General features: G+C 72.2%; 11 protein-coding genes. 2 read left to right on the top strand and 9 right to left on the bottom strand.

Translation table 11 applies throughout. The annotated features are described in order from the left end of the window. Positions 1-119: 119 nt before the first annotated feature. The 6 genes from AADR41_RS30935 to AADR41_RS30960 form a co-directional block, all read right to left on the bottom strand. Positions 120-1,166: a cation diffusion facilitator family transporter gene (locus AADR41_RS30935; protein WP_342284863.1), complete on the bottom strand. Its 1,047-nt coding sequence runs from the start codon at positions 1,164-1,166 to the stop codon at positions 120-122. 87 nt (positions 1,167-1,253) lie between these two features. Further along, entirely contained in the window at positions 1,254-2,471 is a 1,218-nt protein-coding gene (gene manA / locus AADR41_RS30940; RefSeq protein WP_342284864.1) for a mannose-6-phosphate isomerase, class I, read from the bottom strand. A 186-nt stretch (positions 2,472-2,657) separates the two neighbouring features. Beyond that, complete coding sequence (locus AADR41_RS30945; protein ID WP_342284865.1) at positions 2,658-3,794, bottom strand: SIS domain-containing protein; 1,137 nt, start codon at positions 3,792-3,794, stop codon at positions 2,658-2,660. 93 nt (positions 3,795-3,887) lie between these two features. After that, positions 3,888-4,070 carry a Trm112 family protein gene (locus AADR41_RS30950; protein ID WP_342284866.1) on the bottom strand — a complete coding sequence of 61 codons (183 nt, stop codon included), beginning with the start codon at positions 4,068-4,070 and terminating at the stop codon, positions 3,888-3,890. A 608-nt stretch (positions 4,071-4,678) separates the two neighbouring features. Then, positions 4,679-6,058 carry a phosphomannomutase/phosphoglucomutase gene (locus tag AADR41_RS30955; protein WP_342284868.1) on the bottom strand — a complete coding sequence of 460 codons (1,380 nt, stop codon included), beginning with the start codon at positions 6,056-6,058 and terminating at the stop codon, positions 4,679-4,681. Positions 6,059-6,144: 86 nt separating this feature from the next. Next, positions 6,145-6,522 (bottom strand): DUF3499 domain-containing protein, encoded by a 378-nt coding sequence (locus tag AADR41_RS30960; protein ID WP_206433804.1) that lies wholly within the window; start codon positions 6,520-6,522, stop codon positions 6,145-6,147. A gap of 322 nt (positions 6,523-6,844) precedes the next feature. Here AADR41_RS30960 and AADR41_RS30965 point away from each other — a divergent pair, with 322 nt between their 5' ends. Then, positions 6,845-7,273: a metallopeptidase family protein gene (locus AADR41_RS30965; RefSeq protein ID WP_342284872.1), complete on the top strand. Its 429-nt coding sequence runs from the start codon at positions 6,845-6,847 to the stop codon at positions 7,271-7,273. Positions 7,274-7,345: 72 nt separating this feature from the next. Here the strand turns inward: AADR41_RS30965 and AADR41_RS30970 are convergent, their stop codons facing one another. The 3 genes from AADR41_RS30970 to AADR41_RS30980 form a co-directional block, all read right to left on the bottom strand. Beyond that, positions 7,346-8,890 (bottom strand): DUF5719 family protein, encoded by a 1,545-nt coding sequence (locus AADR41_RS30970; protein ID WP_342284873.1) that lies wholly within the window; start codon positions 8,888-8,890, stop codon positions 7,346-7,348. Beyond that, complete coding sequence (locus AADR41_RS30975; protein WP_342284874.1) at positions 8,887-12,837, bottom strand: glycosyltransferase; 3,951 nt, start codon at positions 12,835-12,837, stop codon at positions 8,887-8,889. Before AADR41_RS30975 ends, AADR41_RS30970 begins: the two co-directional genes overlap by 4 nt. 486 nt (positions 12,838-13,323) lie before the next feature. Next, positions 13,324-13,587, bottom strand: a complete 264-nt coding sequence (locus tag AADR41_RS30980; RefSeq protein WP_003968728.1) for a WhiB family transcriptional regulator — start codon at positions 13,585-13,587, stop codon at positions 13,324-13,326. A 712-nt stretch (positions 13,588-14,299) separates the two neighbouring features. Between AADR41_RS30980 and AADR41_RS30985 the strand changes: the two genes are divergently transcribed. After that, complete coding sequence (locus tag AADR41_RS30985; RefSeq protein ID WP_342284875.1) at positions 14,300-14,800, top strand: cysteine dioxygenase; 501 nt, start codon at positions 14,300-14,302, stop codon at positions 14,798-14,800. Positions 14,801-14,809 lie beyond the last annotated feature (9 nt).

The raw sequence follows: 14,809 nt of genomic DNA on the forward strand, positions 1-14,809 counted from the left end.
GCTCAGATCGGGCCGGAGGGCGTATGGGCAGGCGGAAGGTGGGTGAGGGGAGGTGACCGGGTGGAGCCGGGATGAGGTGGTGGAGCGGGGAGGCGGCCGGGTGGTGCCGGCCGCCGGGGTCAGTGGCCGGGTTCCTTCAAGGTGTCCGGGGTTTCGTCCCCGGGGCCCTCGTGGGTGTCGTCGGGGGAACCGCCCGGTGTCCTGCCCGGGGCACCGCCCGGGGTCTTGCCGGGGTTGGTGCCCGCTGCGGCGGCCGCCTCGCTGTAGATGTCCGGTTCCAGGTAGATGACCCGGGCGATCGGGACCGCCTCGCGGATCCGGCTCTCGGCGGCGTTGATGGCGTTGGCGACCTCGGTGGCGGTGTCGTCGTGCTGCACCGCGATCTTGGCGGCGACGAGCAGTTCTTCCGGGCCGAGGTGGAGCGTACGCATGTGGATGACGCCGGTGACCGTGTCGCCGTCGACGACGGCGGCCTTGATCTGCTCGACCTGGTCGGTTCCGGCGGCCTCACCGAGCAGGAGGGACTTCGTCTCGGCCGCGAGCACGATCGCGATGATGATCAGCAGGGTGCCGATGCAGAGGGTTCCGATGCCGTCCCAGACGCCGTTGCCGGTCCCGAGGGCCAGCCCGACACCCCCGAGGGCGAGCACCAGACCGATCAGCGCGCCAAGGTCCTCCAGCAGGACGACGGGGAGCTCGGGGGCCTTCGCCCGGCGGACGAACTCCCTCCAGGACAGCGAACCGCGGGTCTGGTTGGACTCCTTGATCGCCGTGCGGAAGGAGAAGCCCTCGGCGATGATCGCGAAGACCAGCACACCGACCGGCCAGTACCAGGCCTCGATCTCGTGCGGGTGCTTGATCTTCTCGTAGCCCTCGTACACCGCGAACATGCCACCGACCGAGAAGAGGACGATGGAGACGAGGAACGCGTAGATGTAGCGCTCGCGGCCGTAGCCGAAGGGGTGCTGGGGGGTGGCCTCGCGCTGGGCCTTCTTGCCGCCGAGCAGCAGCAGGCCCTGGTTGCCCGAGTCGGCGATCGAGTGGACGCTCTCCGCGAGCATCGACGACGAGCCACTGAACAGGAACGCCACGAATTTGGCCACTGCGATCGCGAGGTTGGCGCCGAGTGCCGCCACGATCGCCTTGGTTCCGCCTGACGCACTCATGGGTGCCTGGTGTCCCTTCTTCGGTGCTGCGGCCCTGGCGCCGCGGTACGGCCGGACATTGTTGCAGTCGTTGGTGCGGACGGTACGTCAGACCACCACTGTGGCGCGGAACAGGGTGCCCGTACCGGACACTTCGGCCTTTTCGCCGGATGGTACGAACACGGAGGCGCCGGGGGCGAGGTCGAGGTCGCCGGCCTTCGGGGCTCCCCCGGTGCAGAGCAGGATCTGCGGGGCGTCCCTGGTCAGGTCGACGGGGGCGGCGCCGGGTGAGAGGTCGAAGCGGGAGAGCCGGAACTCGTCCACGGGCGTCTCGTACAGTTCCTCGCCGGTCGGCGATGCCTCGGGGCGCAGGACGCCGGGATCGGTCGCCTCGAAGCGGACGATGCGGAGGAGTTCGGGTACGTCGATGTGCTTGGGCGTGAGTCCGCAGCGCAGCACGTTGTCCGAGTTGGCCATGATCTCCACGCCGAGGCCGTCGAGGTAGGCGTGCGGGACTCCGGCGCCGAGGAACAGGGCCTCGCCGGGCTGGAGTTCCACGTAGTTCAGCAGCATCGCCGCGATGACGCCGCGGTCGCCGGGGAAGTGGTGGGCGATCCGGGCGTACGGGGCGTGGGCGCCGCCCAGGCGTTCGGCGGCGGCCGCGGCCAGGTTCACCGTTTCTGCCATCTCCGCGGGGTCGGCGCCGAGGATCGCGGTGAGGACCTCGCGCAGGGCGGCCTCTTCGGGGTGGGCGCCGAGCAGGTCGACGTACGGCTTGAGGGAGTCGACGCCGAGCGCCGCCATCGCCTCGGCCGCCTCGGTGGGCCGGCGGAAACCGCACAGGCCGGCGAAGGGGGTGAGCGCGCAGATCAGCTCGGGCTTGTGGTTGGCGTCCTTGTACGTGCGGTGGGGCGCGTCGATCGGGACGGACCGGCGCTTCTCGTCCGCGTAGCCCCGCTCGGCCTGTGCGAGGTCGGGGTGGACCTGGAGGGAGAGCGGGGCGCCGGCGGCGAGCAGTTTGAGGAGGAAGGGCAGGCGGGGGCCGAACTTCTCGACGGTGGCCCTGCCCAGTTCGCGCTCGGGGTCGGCGGCGATCACGTCGGTGAGGGGTTGTTCGGGGGTGTGGTCGCCGGGGGTGTGGGCCGGGCCGGTGTTTGTGCTGGGGGTGGAGCTGGTTATGCGGGTGAGGAGCGAGGGGGCGCCGGGGTGGGCGCCCATCCACATCTCGGCCTGGGGTTCGCCGGTGGGGGCAATGCCGAGCAGTTCGGGGATGGCGGTGGTGGAGCCCCAGGCGTAAGGGCGCACGGTGTTGGAGAGCCGGTCCATGGTGTTCGTCCTTGTGAGATGCGTGGATCGGGGGTGCGGTGCTCTGGTGCGGTGCGGTGCGGTGCTCTGGTGTGGGGCCGTGGGGCGCGGCCGGCCGTGGGGCGGTGTTCTGGCTCCGGGCTCTGGTGGCAGGGCTTCTGGTGGCGGGGCTTCTGGTGGCGGGGTCTCTGGTGGCGGGGTCTCTGGTCAGGCGCCGGTTGCGGACGCCAGGGCCAGGTAGACGGCGGCGAAGTCGGTGACCGCGAGCAGTTCGGCGAGGGCTTCGAGCTCGGTGCCCTCGTCCGGTTCGAGTTCGCTGATCGCCGTGTCGTGGCCGAGCGCCAGTTCGCGGGCTGCGGGGGCCGCGCTCAGGCCGCCGGTGGGTCGGTCGCGGAGCAGTACGACGCGGGCGTGCAACGGCTCCGGCTCGTCGACCCGGTCGCGGAAGAAGTCGTCGGGGTCGGCCCCGGCGGCGAAGGTGCCCGCCAGCAGCGTGCCGTGGGCGGGGAGTGCTTCGGGGAGTTCGGCGGCGAGGGCCGGGCGGCCGGAGAGTTCGGCCAGGACGGCGGCGAATCTGCGGCCGACGGGGGCGGCGGCTTCGCCCTCGGTCCAGATCAGGGGCAGGCTGTCGGCGAGTTCGGCCGCGAGGGTCTTGGCCGGGTTGCTGTACGTGGCGATGGCCGGACCGCAGCGTTCCGCGGTGCGGTCCAGGCGGTCGGCGACGCTCTGGAGTGCCTCGGCGGAGGCGGTGAGCAGGCCGACCCGGTCGAGCAGGGCGAGCAGCGGGGTGAACAGGGCCCAGAGCGTGCCGGGTCCTGCGGCCGATGTCTCGGCGTCGTACTCGCCGTGTGGGGCGGAGGCCATCGGTACGACGAGTCCGTGCGCCCCGTCGATCGCCTCGCGCAGTGGTGACTGGTGGGGCGTGACGGCGACGACGCTGCAGCCTCGGCGGTACGCCTGCTCGGCGAGGAGGGCGAGGCCCGGCTCGGAGCCGTCGGCCGTGACGATCAGCAGCAGGTCGACGGAGCCGGCCCAGCCGGGCAGGGTCCAGCGCATCGCGCCCGCGGCGGGGGCGACCCCGGTGGGGTGGATGCGGGTGACCGGTGCGGAGGCCCCGGCCAGGGCGGTGATCAGGTCGGCGACGCCGGATGCGGCGGTGCCGGAGCCGGCGACCAGTACGGCGCGGGGGCGGCCCTCCGGGCTCAGTTCGGCGATGCCGGCCTCGGCGGCGTGCCGGGCGGCAGTACGGACCCGGGCCCCGGCCTCGGCGGCGCCGCGGAGCAGGCCGCGGCGGTCGGCTCGGGCCAGGGCTTCCGGGGCGTCGAGCAGCGACTCGTCGAGCATGGGGACGGTCCTCCGATCACCGTGCGGGGTGCGGGGTGGTGGCGTTTGCGCCGTGCGCCGTTGAGCGGGGCGGCGGGCGTTGCGCGTGCGCCGCTACGCGGGGCGGCGGGCCTCGTCGACGAGGAGGACGGGGATGCCGTCCCGTACCGGATAGGCCAGGGCGCAGTCCTTGCCCGTGCAGACCAGTTCGGGGGTGTCGGCCGCCGACCGGTCTTCGAGCGGGGAGTGACAGGCCGGGCAGGCGAGGATCTCCAGGAGGCCGGCTTCGAGCGGCATGGGGTGGGTCCCTTCAAGCTACGGATCAGGCGACGTCAGCCTACCGCCGGGCAGCGGGGTGGGCCCGGGGGGCCCGGTGGTGAGGGCGGGGGTGGTGGGGCGGTGGGCGTGGGGGTGGTGGGGTTGAGCGCGGGTGGGTGCGGGGGCGCCTGCGGCGGGCTGTTCCCCTACCCGCCCCTTCCCGTAACCGGGGCGCTGCCCCGGACCCCGCTCCTCAAGCGCCGGAGGGGCTGGAACGGGCGACGGGCAGCCGGTGCCTGGACGACGACTGGGAGCGGAGCCAGGGAACTGAGACGCCTCCGGAACTGCCACTGAGCGGGCTGGGGTGAGGACGAACCCGGGTGCCTCCCGCCCCCGCCCGGTCCTCGAACGCCACGCGGGCCGGGAATGCTGCCGGACGAGCCGTGCGCAGAGCCACCGGACACAGAACCGGACAGAGAAGCGGAGCCGGTACCCGCAACCCGGCCGGAGAGCGCAGCCCGGCCGAAGCCCGGCCCAGAAACAAAGCCGGTACCCACAGCCCACCGAAGCCCAGCCCCAGAGCCAGTACCACCGGCCCAGCCGTCGCCCGGCGCGAGCCCGGAAGTGGTGCCGGAAGTGGTGTTCGGCTAGTTCGATGTGTCCGGTGTGCGGATCATGGTCAGGACCTCGTCGCGTACGGACGTCATCGTCTGTGCGTCGCGGGCTTCCACGTTCAGGCGCAGCAGGGGTTCCGTGTTGGAGGCCCGGAGGTTGAACCACCAGTCGGGGGTCGTGACGGTCAGGCCGTCCAGGTCGTCGGTCGTGACTCCGGGGCGGGTTTCGAAGGATTCTCGTACCGCCGCCGTGCGGGCCTTCTGGTCGGCGACGGTGGAGTTGATCTCGCCGGAGCCGGCGTAGCGGTCGTACCGGGCGACCAGTTCGGACAGGGGTGCCCGGCCGCCGCCCAGCGCGGCCAGCACGTGAAGTGCGGCCAGCATGCCCGTGTCGGCGTTCCAGAAGTCGCGGAAGTAGTAGTGCGCGGAGTGTTCGCCGCCGAAGATCGCGCCGTGCTCGGCCATCTCCGCCTTGATGAAGGAGTGGCCCACGCGGGTGCGGACCGGGGTGCCGCCGTTCTCGCGGACGACCTCGGGGACCGAGAGGGACGTGATCAGGTTGTGGATGACGGTGCCCTCGCCGCCGTTGCGGGCGAGTTCCCGGGCGGCGACCAGGGCGGTGATCGCGGACGGCGAGATGCCCTCGCCCCGCTCGTCGACGACGAAGCAGCGGTCCGCGTCGCCGTCGAAGGCGAGGCCGAGATCGGCGCCCTCGGCCACTACCCGGGCCTGGAGGTCGACGAGGTTCTTCGGGTCGAGGGGGTTGGCCTCGTGGTTGGGGAAGGTGCCGTCGAGTTCGAAGTACATCGGTACGAGGTCGACGGGCAGGTCCGCGAAGACGGTGGGGACGGTGTGGCCGCCCATGCCGTTGCCCGCGTCGACGACGACCTTCAGCGGGCGGATCGAGGCGACGTCGACCAGGGACAGCAGGTGGGCCGCGTAGTCGGTGAGGGTGTCGCGCCGGGTGACGGTGCCGGGCGTGGCGACCGGCTGCGGAGCGCCGGTCCCGGACCACTTCTCGACCAGGGCGCGGATCTCCAGGAGCCCGGTGTCCTGGCCCACGGGTGCGGCGCCCGCCCGGCAGAGCTTGATGCCGTTGTACTGCGCCGGGTTGTGCGACGCGGTGAACATCGCACCGGGCAGGCCCAGGCTGCCCGAGGCGAAGTACAGCTGGTCGGTGGAGCAGAGGCCGATGAGCGTGACGTCCGCGCCGCGTGCCGCGGCTCCGCGTGCGAAGGCTCCCGAGAGGGCGGGTGAGGAGGGCCGCATGTCGTGGCCGATCACGATCGCGTCCGCGTCCGTCACCTCGACGAACGCCGCCCCGAACTGCTCGGCCAGGGATTCGTCCCACTGGTCGGGCACCACTCCGCGCACGTCGTACGCCTTCACGATCTGCGACAGATCAGCAGCCACGGCCGGTCCTCCTGAAATTTCTTCGGACCGCCCAAACTACCCGGCGGCGGCTCGGGCGAGCCGTCGGGCGGGGGCGTACGCGGAGCTCAGGAGTCCGGTGAGCGCAGCACCCGCAGATGGCCGCGGCGGGCGACCTCCATCGGGTCGGCCGCGTGCGGACCGCTGCCCCGGCCGTCCGTGCCGCGGTCCTGCGGCCGCGCCGCTTCCCGTACGGCGTTGGCGAGCGCTTCGAGATCGTCACCGCTGGGACGGGTGGGGGCAGAGGGGTCGGAGAGCCGTACGACCTCCCAGCCGCGTGGGGCCGTCAGCCGCTCACTGTGCTCGGCACAGAGGTCGTAGCAGTGGGGCTCGGCGTAGGTGGCGAGCGGGCCGAGGACCGCAGTCGAGTCGGCATAGACGTACGTCAGTGTCGCGACGGCAGGGCGGCCGCACGCGGTGCGCGAACAGCGACGTACAGGGCTCACGATGTTGGACGGTACCGCACTCTTGAGCGGGCTGCGACGACTATCCCCCGGCTCACCCCACCGTGTCGCCTTGTGTCCGCCGGTACGAGCGTGTTCCGGACACTCCGCCTGACCTGCGGGAGGACGGAGAAAACCCGGTCGTACCGGCAATGATTCCGGTCACCGCTCGGCACAAAAGCTGTCATACAGCAGGAGATCAACGGTCAGGAGCGGGGCCTGAAACGTGCCCCCGGCTGGCCGGATTGTTCAGGATTGGACATGCCGATGCCTTGTCGGGGAGCGGCGGTCCGTCCGCCCTGCCGGGGGTTACCCTGCGTCAGTGATGGACAGCCCCGTACCGCCGCACCCGTCCGAGCCGCGCCCACGCCGTCGTGACCGTCATGGCCGCGGCATGCGGGGGCCCGTCGCCCCGCCCCAGGTGCCGCTGTCGGCCAGCCGGGCGGAGAACTTCCGTGATCTCGTGCAGGACTCGGTGGAGCGGCTGGAGCGGCGCTGGCCGCAGCTGACCGATGTCGACTTCGTGGTCCTCGATGTGCCGGGTACGCAGGAGGAGACCGTTCCGCTGGGGCGGGCGGTCCCGGCGGAGAAGGGCCGGCCCGCGCAGATCGTGGTCTACCGGCGGCCGGTCGAGATCCGTACCAAGAACCGCGACGAGCGCGCCCTGCTGGTGCACGAGGTCGTGGTGGAGCAGGTCGCGGAGCTGCTCGGGCTCGCTCCGGAGTCCGTGGACCCCCGGTACGGGCAGGAGTAGCGGCGGCGGGACGCAGACGTACGGGCGGGGCCGGTGCTCCGGTCCCGCCCGTTCCGTGGCCTCTCGGACCGCTCAGTCGTCCAGGACCGACAGGTCCTGTTCGGCTGCGGGCACCTCGACCGTTCCGTTGTCGTCCGACAGGGTCTGCACGGTGAACATCTGGATGCCGCCCTGCGTGACGGTGAGCATGCGCGAGGCGTGGACCGGGCCGCCCGACTCCGTCTCGACCGTCAGGGCGTAGCCGCCCTTGAGCCCGGACGGCACGGGCGGGGTGACCGCCAGTGTCGTACCACCCTTGACCGTGTACTTCTTGACGGTCTGTTCGCCGCCCCCGCTGCCCGCCGACGCGGTGACCTTCACCGTGGCGGTGGCCCCCGGCGCGGCGAGCGAGAGGATCGAGCCCTTGTCCCGGTTGTCGGCCACGGTCGCCCGCGCGCCCACCGGGCCGGTCGCCGGGATGTAGCCGACCTCCTGCTTGTCGCCGGTGCCGCGGACCACGCGCAGTGCGGCGACCACCGGGGTGTCCTTCTTGCCCTTGGCCGGGGTCAGCAGCAGGGAACCGGCCTCGCCCTTGGTGATGGCCTTCAGGTCGACGCCCGCGGTCATCCGGGACTTGACGTGGAGCTGGTCCTGTCCGACCGGCGAGAACGAGCCGGTCTTGCCCATGAGTTTCACCGTCAGGTCGGCGTCGGCGTCGCCCGGTGCGAACGCCACGAGACGGACCGAGGTGGCGTCCGCGGGGATGCCGGGGAGCACCAGGGTGCCCGTCGGGGTGGTGGAGGCGGTCAGCCAGTCGCTGCCGGTCTTCTCGTCCGCGGTCCTGATGACCGCGCCGACGCGGCCGGTACGGGTGGTGACGTGGACGGTCACGTCCTCGGTGACCTCGCTGGTGAGCGTGGAGATCAGGACCGGGACGCCGGACCGGGCCGGCACCGTGATGCCCTCGCCGACGTCCGACTTGAGCGAACCGTCGGGTCCGTACAGCTCGATGTCGGCGACGGCCGCGGTGTCGTCCGGGTTGGTCAGCTGTACGTAGTCCTCGCGGGACTTCGATGTGCTCGCGGCCGGGAACCAGAAGTCGGTGTCGGGGCCGGTGCAGCTGACGCCGAGCAGGCCGCGCGCGTTGCCGGCCTCGACCATGGTGGTCTGCTGGGTGGTCCAGCCGGGGGCCAGCCGGCCGGTGGCGGTGCCGACCAGGGCGGGGGTGTCGGCGCCGGACTCCTCGGCGACGACCGGTTTGCCGGGCTCCTTGAGCGAGACGACCGGCTTTCCGGGATCCGCCTTCTTCACGTCCTTGTCGTCCTTCTTCTTGCCCTTGTCGTCCTTGTCGTCCTTCTTCTCGCCGTCGGCCGTGGTGGCGGTGGCCTTCTGCAGTTCGGCCGTACCGGCCTCGCCGCCGCTGCCACCACCCGCCGGGGTGAAGGAGGTGTAGGTCGTCTCCGCGAGTTCCGAGAGGCCCGGGGCAGGGCAGAGCAGGCTGGACCGTTCCACCGGCAGCCGTGCGGCGGTCTTCGCCTCCGCCGTGGCCGTGTCACCGGGCGCGTTGAGCGCGGCGAATCCGGTGACTGCGGCAAGGGCGACGGCGCCCGCGATGAGGGACAGGCTGGAGGACTTCACTCGGACTCGCCTCGCGATGCGTTACCGGTCGGCCACGGGTTCTGGCCCGGGGCAGGGTTCTCGTCGGGGTTCTGCGGGTCGTACTGGGCCTGCTGCCCGTACTGGGCCTGGGGGTCGTACGGCGCCTGCGCGTGGGCCTGGGCCTGGGCCTGGGGGTCGTACGGCGCCTGCGCCTGCGCGTGGGCCTGGGGGTCGTACTGCTGCTGGGCGTAGCCGTACGGGTCGTAGGCGTTCTGCTGGTACGGGTCGGCGGCGAGGTGGTTCTGCTGCGCGCCGTACTGGCCGTCCTGGTACTGGCCGTCCTGATACTGCTGGTAGCCGGTGCCCTGGAACTGCTGCGCGTCCCAGTCGCCGTACTGCTGCTGCGGTACCGCCGCGTACTGGCCGTCGTCGGTCTGCGGGGCGTAGGCGGCCGGGCCGTCGTCGGTCGGGTGCGGCTGTTGCTCGGGGATCTGCTGATCCGGGGTCTGCTGGTCCGGGATCTGCCGGTCCGGGATCTGCCGGTCCGGGATCTGCTGGTCCGGGATCTGCCGGCTGGGGTCGTACTCCTCCGTCTGCTGCGACGGGATGTACTGCCCCTGCGCCTCCGGTGCCTCCTCCGCCTGTTCGGCCTCCGCGCCCGCCTCTGCCTCAGCCTGGGCGGCCGCGCGCAGCCTGCGGGCCCGGCGGCCCTCGCCGGCGACCGGCTCGACGGGGACCGGCACGGTCTCCTCGGGAAGGTCGTCGTCGATCTCCCGGCGCCGGCCGGGCAGCGCGAGGACCAGCAGGACGACGGCCAGCGCCGACTGCGCCCAGATCCAGGCGGTGTGGGTGAACGGGGTGTCGTACGTGAGGTCCAGCGTGCCGCCCTCGGCGGGGAGTTCGAAGCCCTGGGCCCAGCCGTCGACGGTCTTGCGGGTCAGCGGCCGGCCGTCGAGCGTGGCCTGCCAGCCGGGGTCGGCGGCGTCCGCGATCCGCAGCACGCGGCCGGAGCCGCCCGCCGGGACCTCGGTGTGCGCCTCGACCGGGAGGGAACCGACGGGCAGCGGTTCCCCGTCGGTGCCGGACGGCATGATCATGACCCGGGCGACCTGGCGGTCGACCCGCCACAGCGCGCTGCCGTCGAGCTGGCTCAGCCGGCTGAGCCCCGGGGTCGCGTCGAGGACCCGGCTCATCTGCTTCGGGGCGCCGTCGCGGACCAGTACGTAACGGATCGCGAAGCCGCTGAGCTGACTGCCCTGGTCGGCTCCGGAGCCCGCGACCAGGTTGGCGACGACCTTGTCGAGGTGGCTGTTGCTGCCGCCCGCCTCGGTCAGTTCGGCGTCGCCGAGCCGCGCGCCGGAGCCGCGTACCAGGCTGTACGAGACGGCGGCCGGCGAGGTGCCGCCGAGGACCAGGGTGCGGGGCTGGTCGCGGGTGGTGCTCTCCTCCGCCACGAACGCGGGCACCTGCACCGGGTCCCGGCGCTCCAGCGGGCCCGCCGCGCCACCGATCATCCAGCTCACGGCGGCCAGCGCCGGGGCGAGGCCCGCGGCGAGTGCGATCAGCGCGGCGACCGGCTGCCGCCAGCCGAAGCTGAGCTCGGCGACGCGGATCCGGGCACCGTCCGCGCCCACCAGCGCGGCGGCGATCAGCGCGATGCCGTAGACGAGGGTGGCCGGACCGGCCCAGCCAGAGCCGTTGGCGAGCGCGGCGAAGAACAGTGCCACGAGCGCGACCGCCCACGCGGTGCGTACCGCGAACTGCCGTTCCCCGCGCAGCAGCGCGGCCAGCGCGGCCAGCACGATGCCGAGCAGCAGCACCCCGCCCGCGGCCTTGGCGCCGCCGGGGCTGATGCCGAGCAGGTCCAGCGCGGAGGCCGTGCCCGTACCCATGTCCAGGCCCGCCTCCTTCAGGAAGCCGGACGGGCTGGTGAGGAGCGAGAGCGACCAGGGCGCGAGGACGAGCAGCGGGGTGCCGATCGCGGCGAGGAAGCGGAGCCCGTACGCGGCGATGTCGTCGCGGCGCAGGGCCAGCACGCCGATGCCGAGGACCACGGCGAGCGGCCACACGATCGGGGTGAACGCCATCGCGAAGGTGAGGAGCAGGGTGTACGCCCAGGTGGCGCGCCAGCTGCCGCGGGCGTCACCGGCGGCGCGCATGCCGTGCGCGGAGACCGCGGCGCGGGCGATCAGCGGGAGCAGCACGGCCAGTACGGCGGTGCCGAGGCGGCCGGTGGCCAGGGCGCCGGTCGCGGCGGGGAGGAAGGCGTACGCGACGCTCGCCCAGGCCCGCAGCAGCCTCGATTCCAGCAGCGGCCGGGAGACGAAGTAGGCGGTGAGTCCGGCGAGCGGGACCGAGCAGACCAGCAGGAGCGTGAGCGCGAAGCCGGTCGAGCCGAGGAAGAGCGCGGACAGTGCCGAGAGCACGGCGAGGTAGGGCGGCGCCATCTGCGTGCCGCCGGTGCCGACCGTGTGCCAGCCGTCCGCGTACTTGCTCCACAGGTCGGAGACGTCGGCGGGTGCGGGCAGCAGCGCGCCGCCGGCCAGCGCCCCGCCGCCGAGGAGGCCGCGGCAGGCGACGAGCGAGACGAGGAGCAGCACGGCGAAGAGCACCGGGCCCGGCTTGCGGCCGATCCGCTTGAGCCGTGCGAACTGCTCGATCTCCAGGAAGTCGGCGTCGTCGCCGCCGGGGCCGGACTCCACGGCACCGTGCCGGGAGCCGCCGGAGTCGGCGTCGGAGCTGCCGAAGTTCCCGGCGACCTGGTCCACGGTGGCGCGGACGGTGGCGCCGGGCGGCGGGAAGAGTCCGCGCAGTTCGGTCTGGTCCACCACGCCCTTGCCGCGGCTGCGCCGGGCCGAGAGGATCCGGCCGGGCCGCAGCAGGGTGCCGAAGAATCCGGCGACCTCGTCGAGTGCCTGGCCGGGCACCTTGCCGACGAGATAGGCGAGGGTGCGCAGCAGGGTGCCGACGACCAGCCGGAGCATCACCCAGGGCAGCGCCTTGGCGCGGGCGTTGACCAGCATCGTGTAGACGGCGCCGGCCTTGTCGACGCGGTGCGGGGAAGCGCCGCGTCGCGCGAAGCGCGTCGATGAGGGGTGGCGGTCGGGCGACGGGCGGGCGGAGCGCCCCGCGCAGTCGATGGGGCGGCGCTCGCGGGCGGATGCCTCGGCGTGCCTGAGAACGGCGTCGGGGGCGACGAGGACCCGGTGTCCCGCGGTGTGCGCTCGCCAGCACAGGTCGACGTCGTCACGCATCAGGGGGAGCCTGCGGTCGAACCCGCCGAGCTCCTCCCAGACGTCACGGCGGATCAGCATGCCGGCGGTGGAGACGGAGAGCACGGTACGGACCTGGTCGTGCTGGCCCTGGTCCTGTTCGCGCCGGTCGAGTCCGGTCCAGCGGCGTCCGCTGTTGGCGATGGAGACGCCGACTTCGAGCAGCTGCTTGCGGTCGTACCAGCCGCGGAGCTTGGGGCCGACGATGGCGGCGTGCGGGTCGGCGTCGACGACGCGCAGCAGTTCGGCGAGCGCGTCGGGTTCGGGTGCGCAGTCGTCGTGGAGCAGCCAGAGCCACTGCACCGGTTCGCCGTGCGGCAGTTCGGGCAGGTCGTAGGCGTCGTCGCGCCAGCTCCTGCTGACGGGGTCCCAGCTGCTGGGGCGCTTCAGGTACGGCAGCTCCTCGGGGGTGAGGACGCCGGCCGTGCGGGTCGCCTCGTCGACTGCGGTGCCGAAGCTCGTACGGCGCGCGAGGTGCAGGACCCGTTCGGCGCCGAGCGCCTCGGTGACCAGTCGCGCGGAGTCGTCGGCGCTGCCGGTGTCGGCGGCGACCATGTTCTGTACGGGGCGTTCCTGCCCGAGCAGCCCGGCGAGCGCGTCGGGCAGCCAGCGTGCGCCGTCATGGGTGACGAGCACGGCGGTGACGACGTGCCGGGGGAACTCTGGGGTGGCGGCGGCCGCGTACGGCGCCGCCGATTGGCTGTGCACGGACATCGAGGTACGGGCCCTCCGGCCGGGTCCGGGGGGCGTCACCCCGGGGGCTGCATCGGTGTACGCGCGCGCCCCGTCGGGGCGTTGGCGCGTCTCGGACGGGGCCCCACACTAACGGTACGGATAACCGCGATGGCGCCGAGCGCTCGAACGGGGCGGTGGCCGGGCGGGGGTGGAGCCGCGGCGGGCACGGCGACGGCCCGTCGTCTGCGGGCCGGGTGCAGGCGGCGGGCCGTGGTCGCTCGTGGTCGGTCGTGGTCCGGTTGTTCGGTTGTCAGGAGGGCCGGACGGTCCGGGGGTTCCGGGATCTCCGGATGCTCGGGATGTTCCGGATGTTGCTGCGGGGAGGCGTTCCGCGGTCGCGGTGTTCCGCGGCGGGGCGGTGGCCCTCATTCGGACGGCCCGCCTCGGACGGCCCGCTTCGGACTGCGGTCTGCTCCGGACTGCGGCCCGCTTCGAACGGCGGACCACTTCGGACGGCGGGCCGCTTCAGATGGCGGCCTTCTTCAGCCGGCGCCGTTCACGCTCCGAGAGGCCGCCCCAGATGCCGAAGCGCTCGTCGTTGGAAAGGGCATATTCAAGGCATTCGGACCGGACCTCACAGGCGAGACAGACCTTCTTGGCCTCGCGGGTGGATCCGCCCTTCTCGGGGAAGAAGGACTCGGGATCGGTCTGGGCGCACAGTGCGCGCTCCTGCCAGCCGAGTTCCTCGTCCGCGTCCTCGACCAGCAGTTGCTGGAACAGCTCGGTCATGTGCGCCCCTCGTCTGTCTCTTGCGTCCCGTGATGCGGCCGTTACTGATTGCGGCCGAACGACACGAGTGAAATTACAAGTGTGTAGCTCCAGGCCAGTCAAGCGAGGATCTGCTATCGGCCCCGGTATTCACCCTGCGGAACCAAGCGTATGCGGAAAGTGTGCAAATCACCAAAAACCTGACATATGCCTCGGGTCTCACCTTGCCCCCGTTTCTCACCGAGTGAGACGACCGGGATCGCCCCGATGTTTCGATTCGATCACTGAAGCGACCAAGATCACATTCGGGTCACGACGCTCCAACGGCGTTTGAGGGCGCGATTGATGCGCCACATCTCCGGCGCGGCGGCTGCATAAACCTTTCTTCACCCTCGCTGACCGGATGAGGTGAAACATTGCCACCAAAACGGGCACCGGGTTGACAGCGGAGGATCGAGCCGGTCTCCTTAAACGCATGCCAGCGACTGCCGCGATGTACGCCACCCACGTCCGTGGGTTCCGCACCGCTGTCCAGGCCCGCTGTTGCTGTTCCAGCTGTCACAGCTGTTGATGCCCCCAGGGCGCCGGCTCTGATCCAGCTCCTCTCGCAGGACCTCTCCGCAGCGTTTCCCGCAGGTTTTCCGCCCTGCTTTTTTCCTCCGCGCGGCCGAGGCTCTCCGGTCTCCGTGACACCCCGCACACGCACCTCCCATGCCGAGGAACCACCTCATCCATGAACAGCAACAGCGACCTCCAGATCGCCGGCGACATCCTCGAAGTCCAGCACCTCCTCCAGCCCGCCCGCGAGCACCCCGCCACCGTCTCCGAGTTCGTCGGGCTCGCCCGCACCATCGCCGCCGACCGCGCGCAGTGGGGGCCGCTCGTCCGGTACGACACCACCACCCGCTGGTACCACCGGCTGCGCACCGGACCCGGATATGAGGTCTGGCTGCTGAGCTGGGTGCCCGGCCAGGGCAGCGGGCTCCACGACCACGGCCCGTCCTCCGGCGTGCTGACCGTCCTGGAAGGCCGGCTGACCGAGCGCACCGAGCGCGCCACCCGGGGCCTGCGCTCCGGCGCGCAGCGGGTCTTCGCGCCCGGCTATGTGCACGAAGTGGTCAACGACTCCCTCGAACCCGCGGTCAGCCTGCACATCTACTACCCGGGACTGACCGAGATGCCGATGCACGCGGCGCAGTGCGCCCCGGCGGCCGTGGATGTCGTACCCGCCTGACAAACTGCT

This window comes from Streptomyces sp. CLV115, from assembly GCF_038448545.1.
Taxonomy (GTDB): domain Bacteria; phylum Actinomycetota; class Actinomycetes; order Streptomycetales; family Streptomycetaceae; genus Streptomyces; species Streptomyces sanglieri.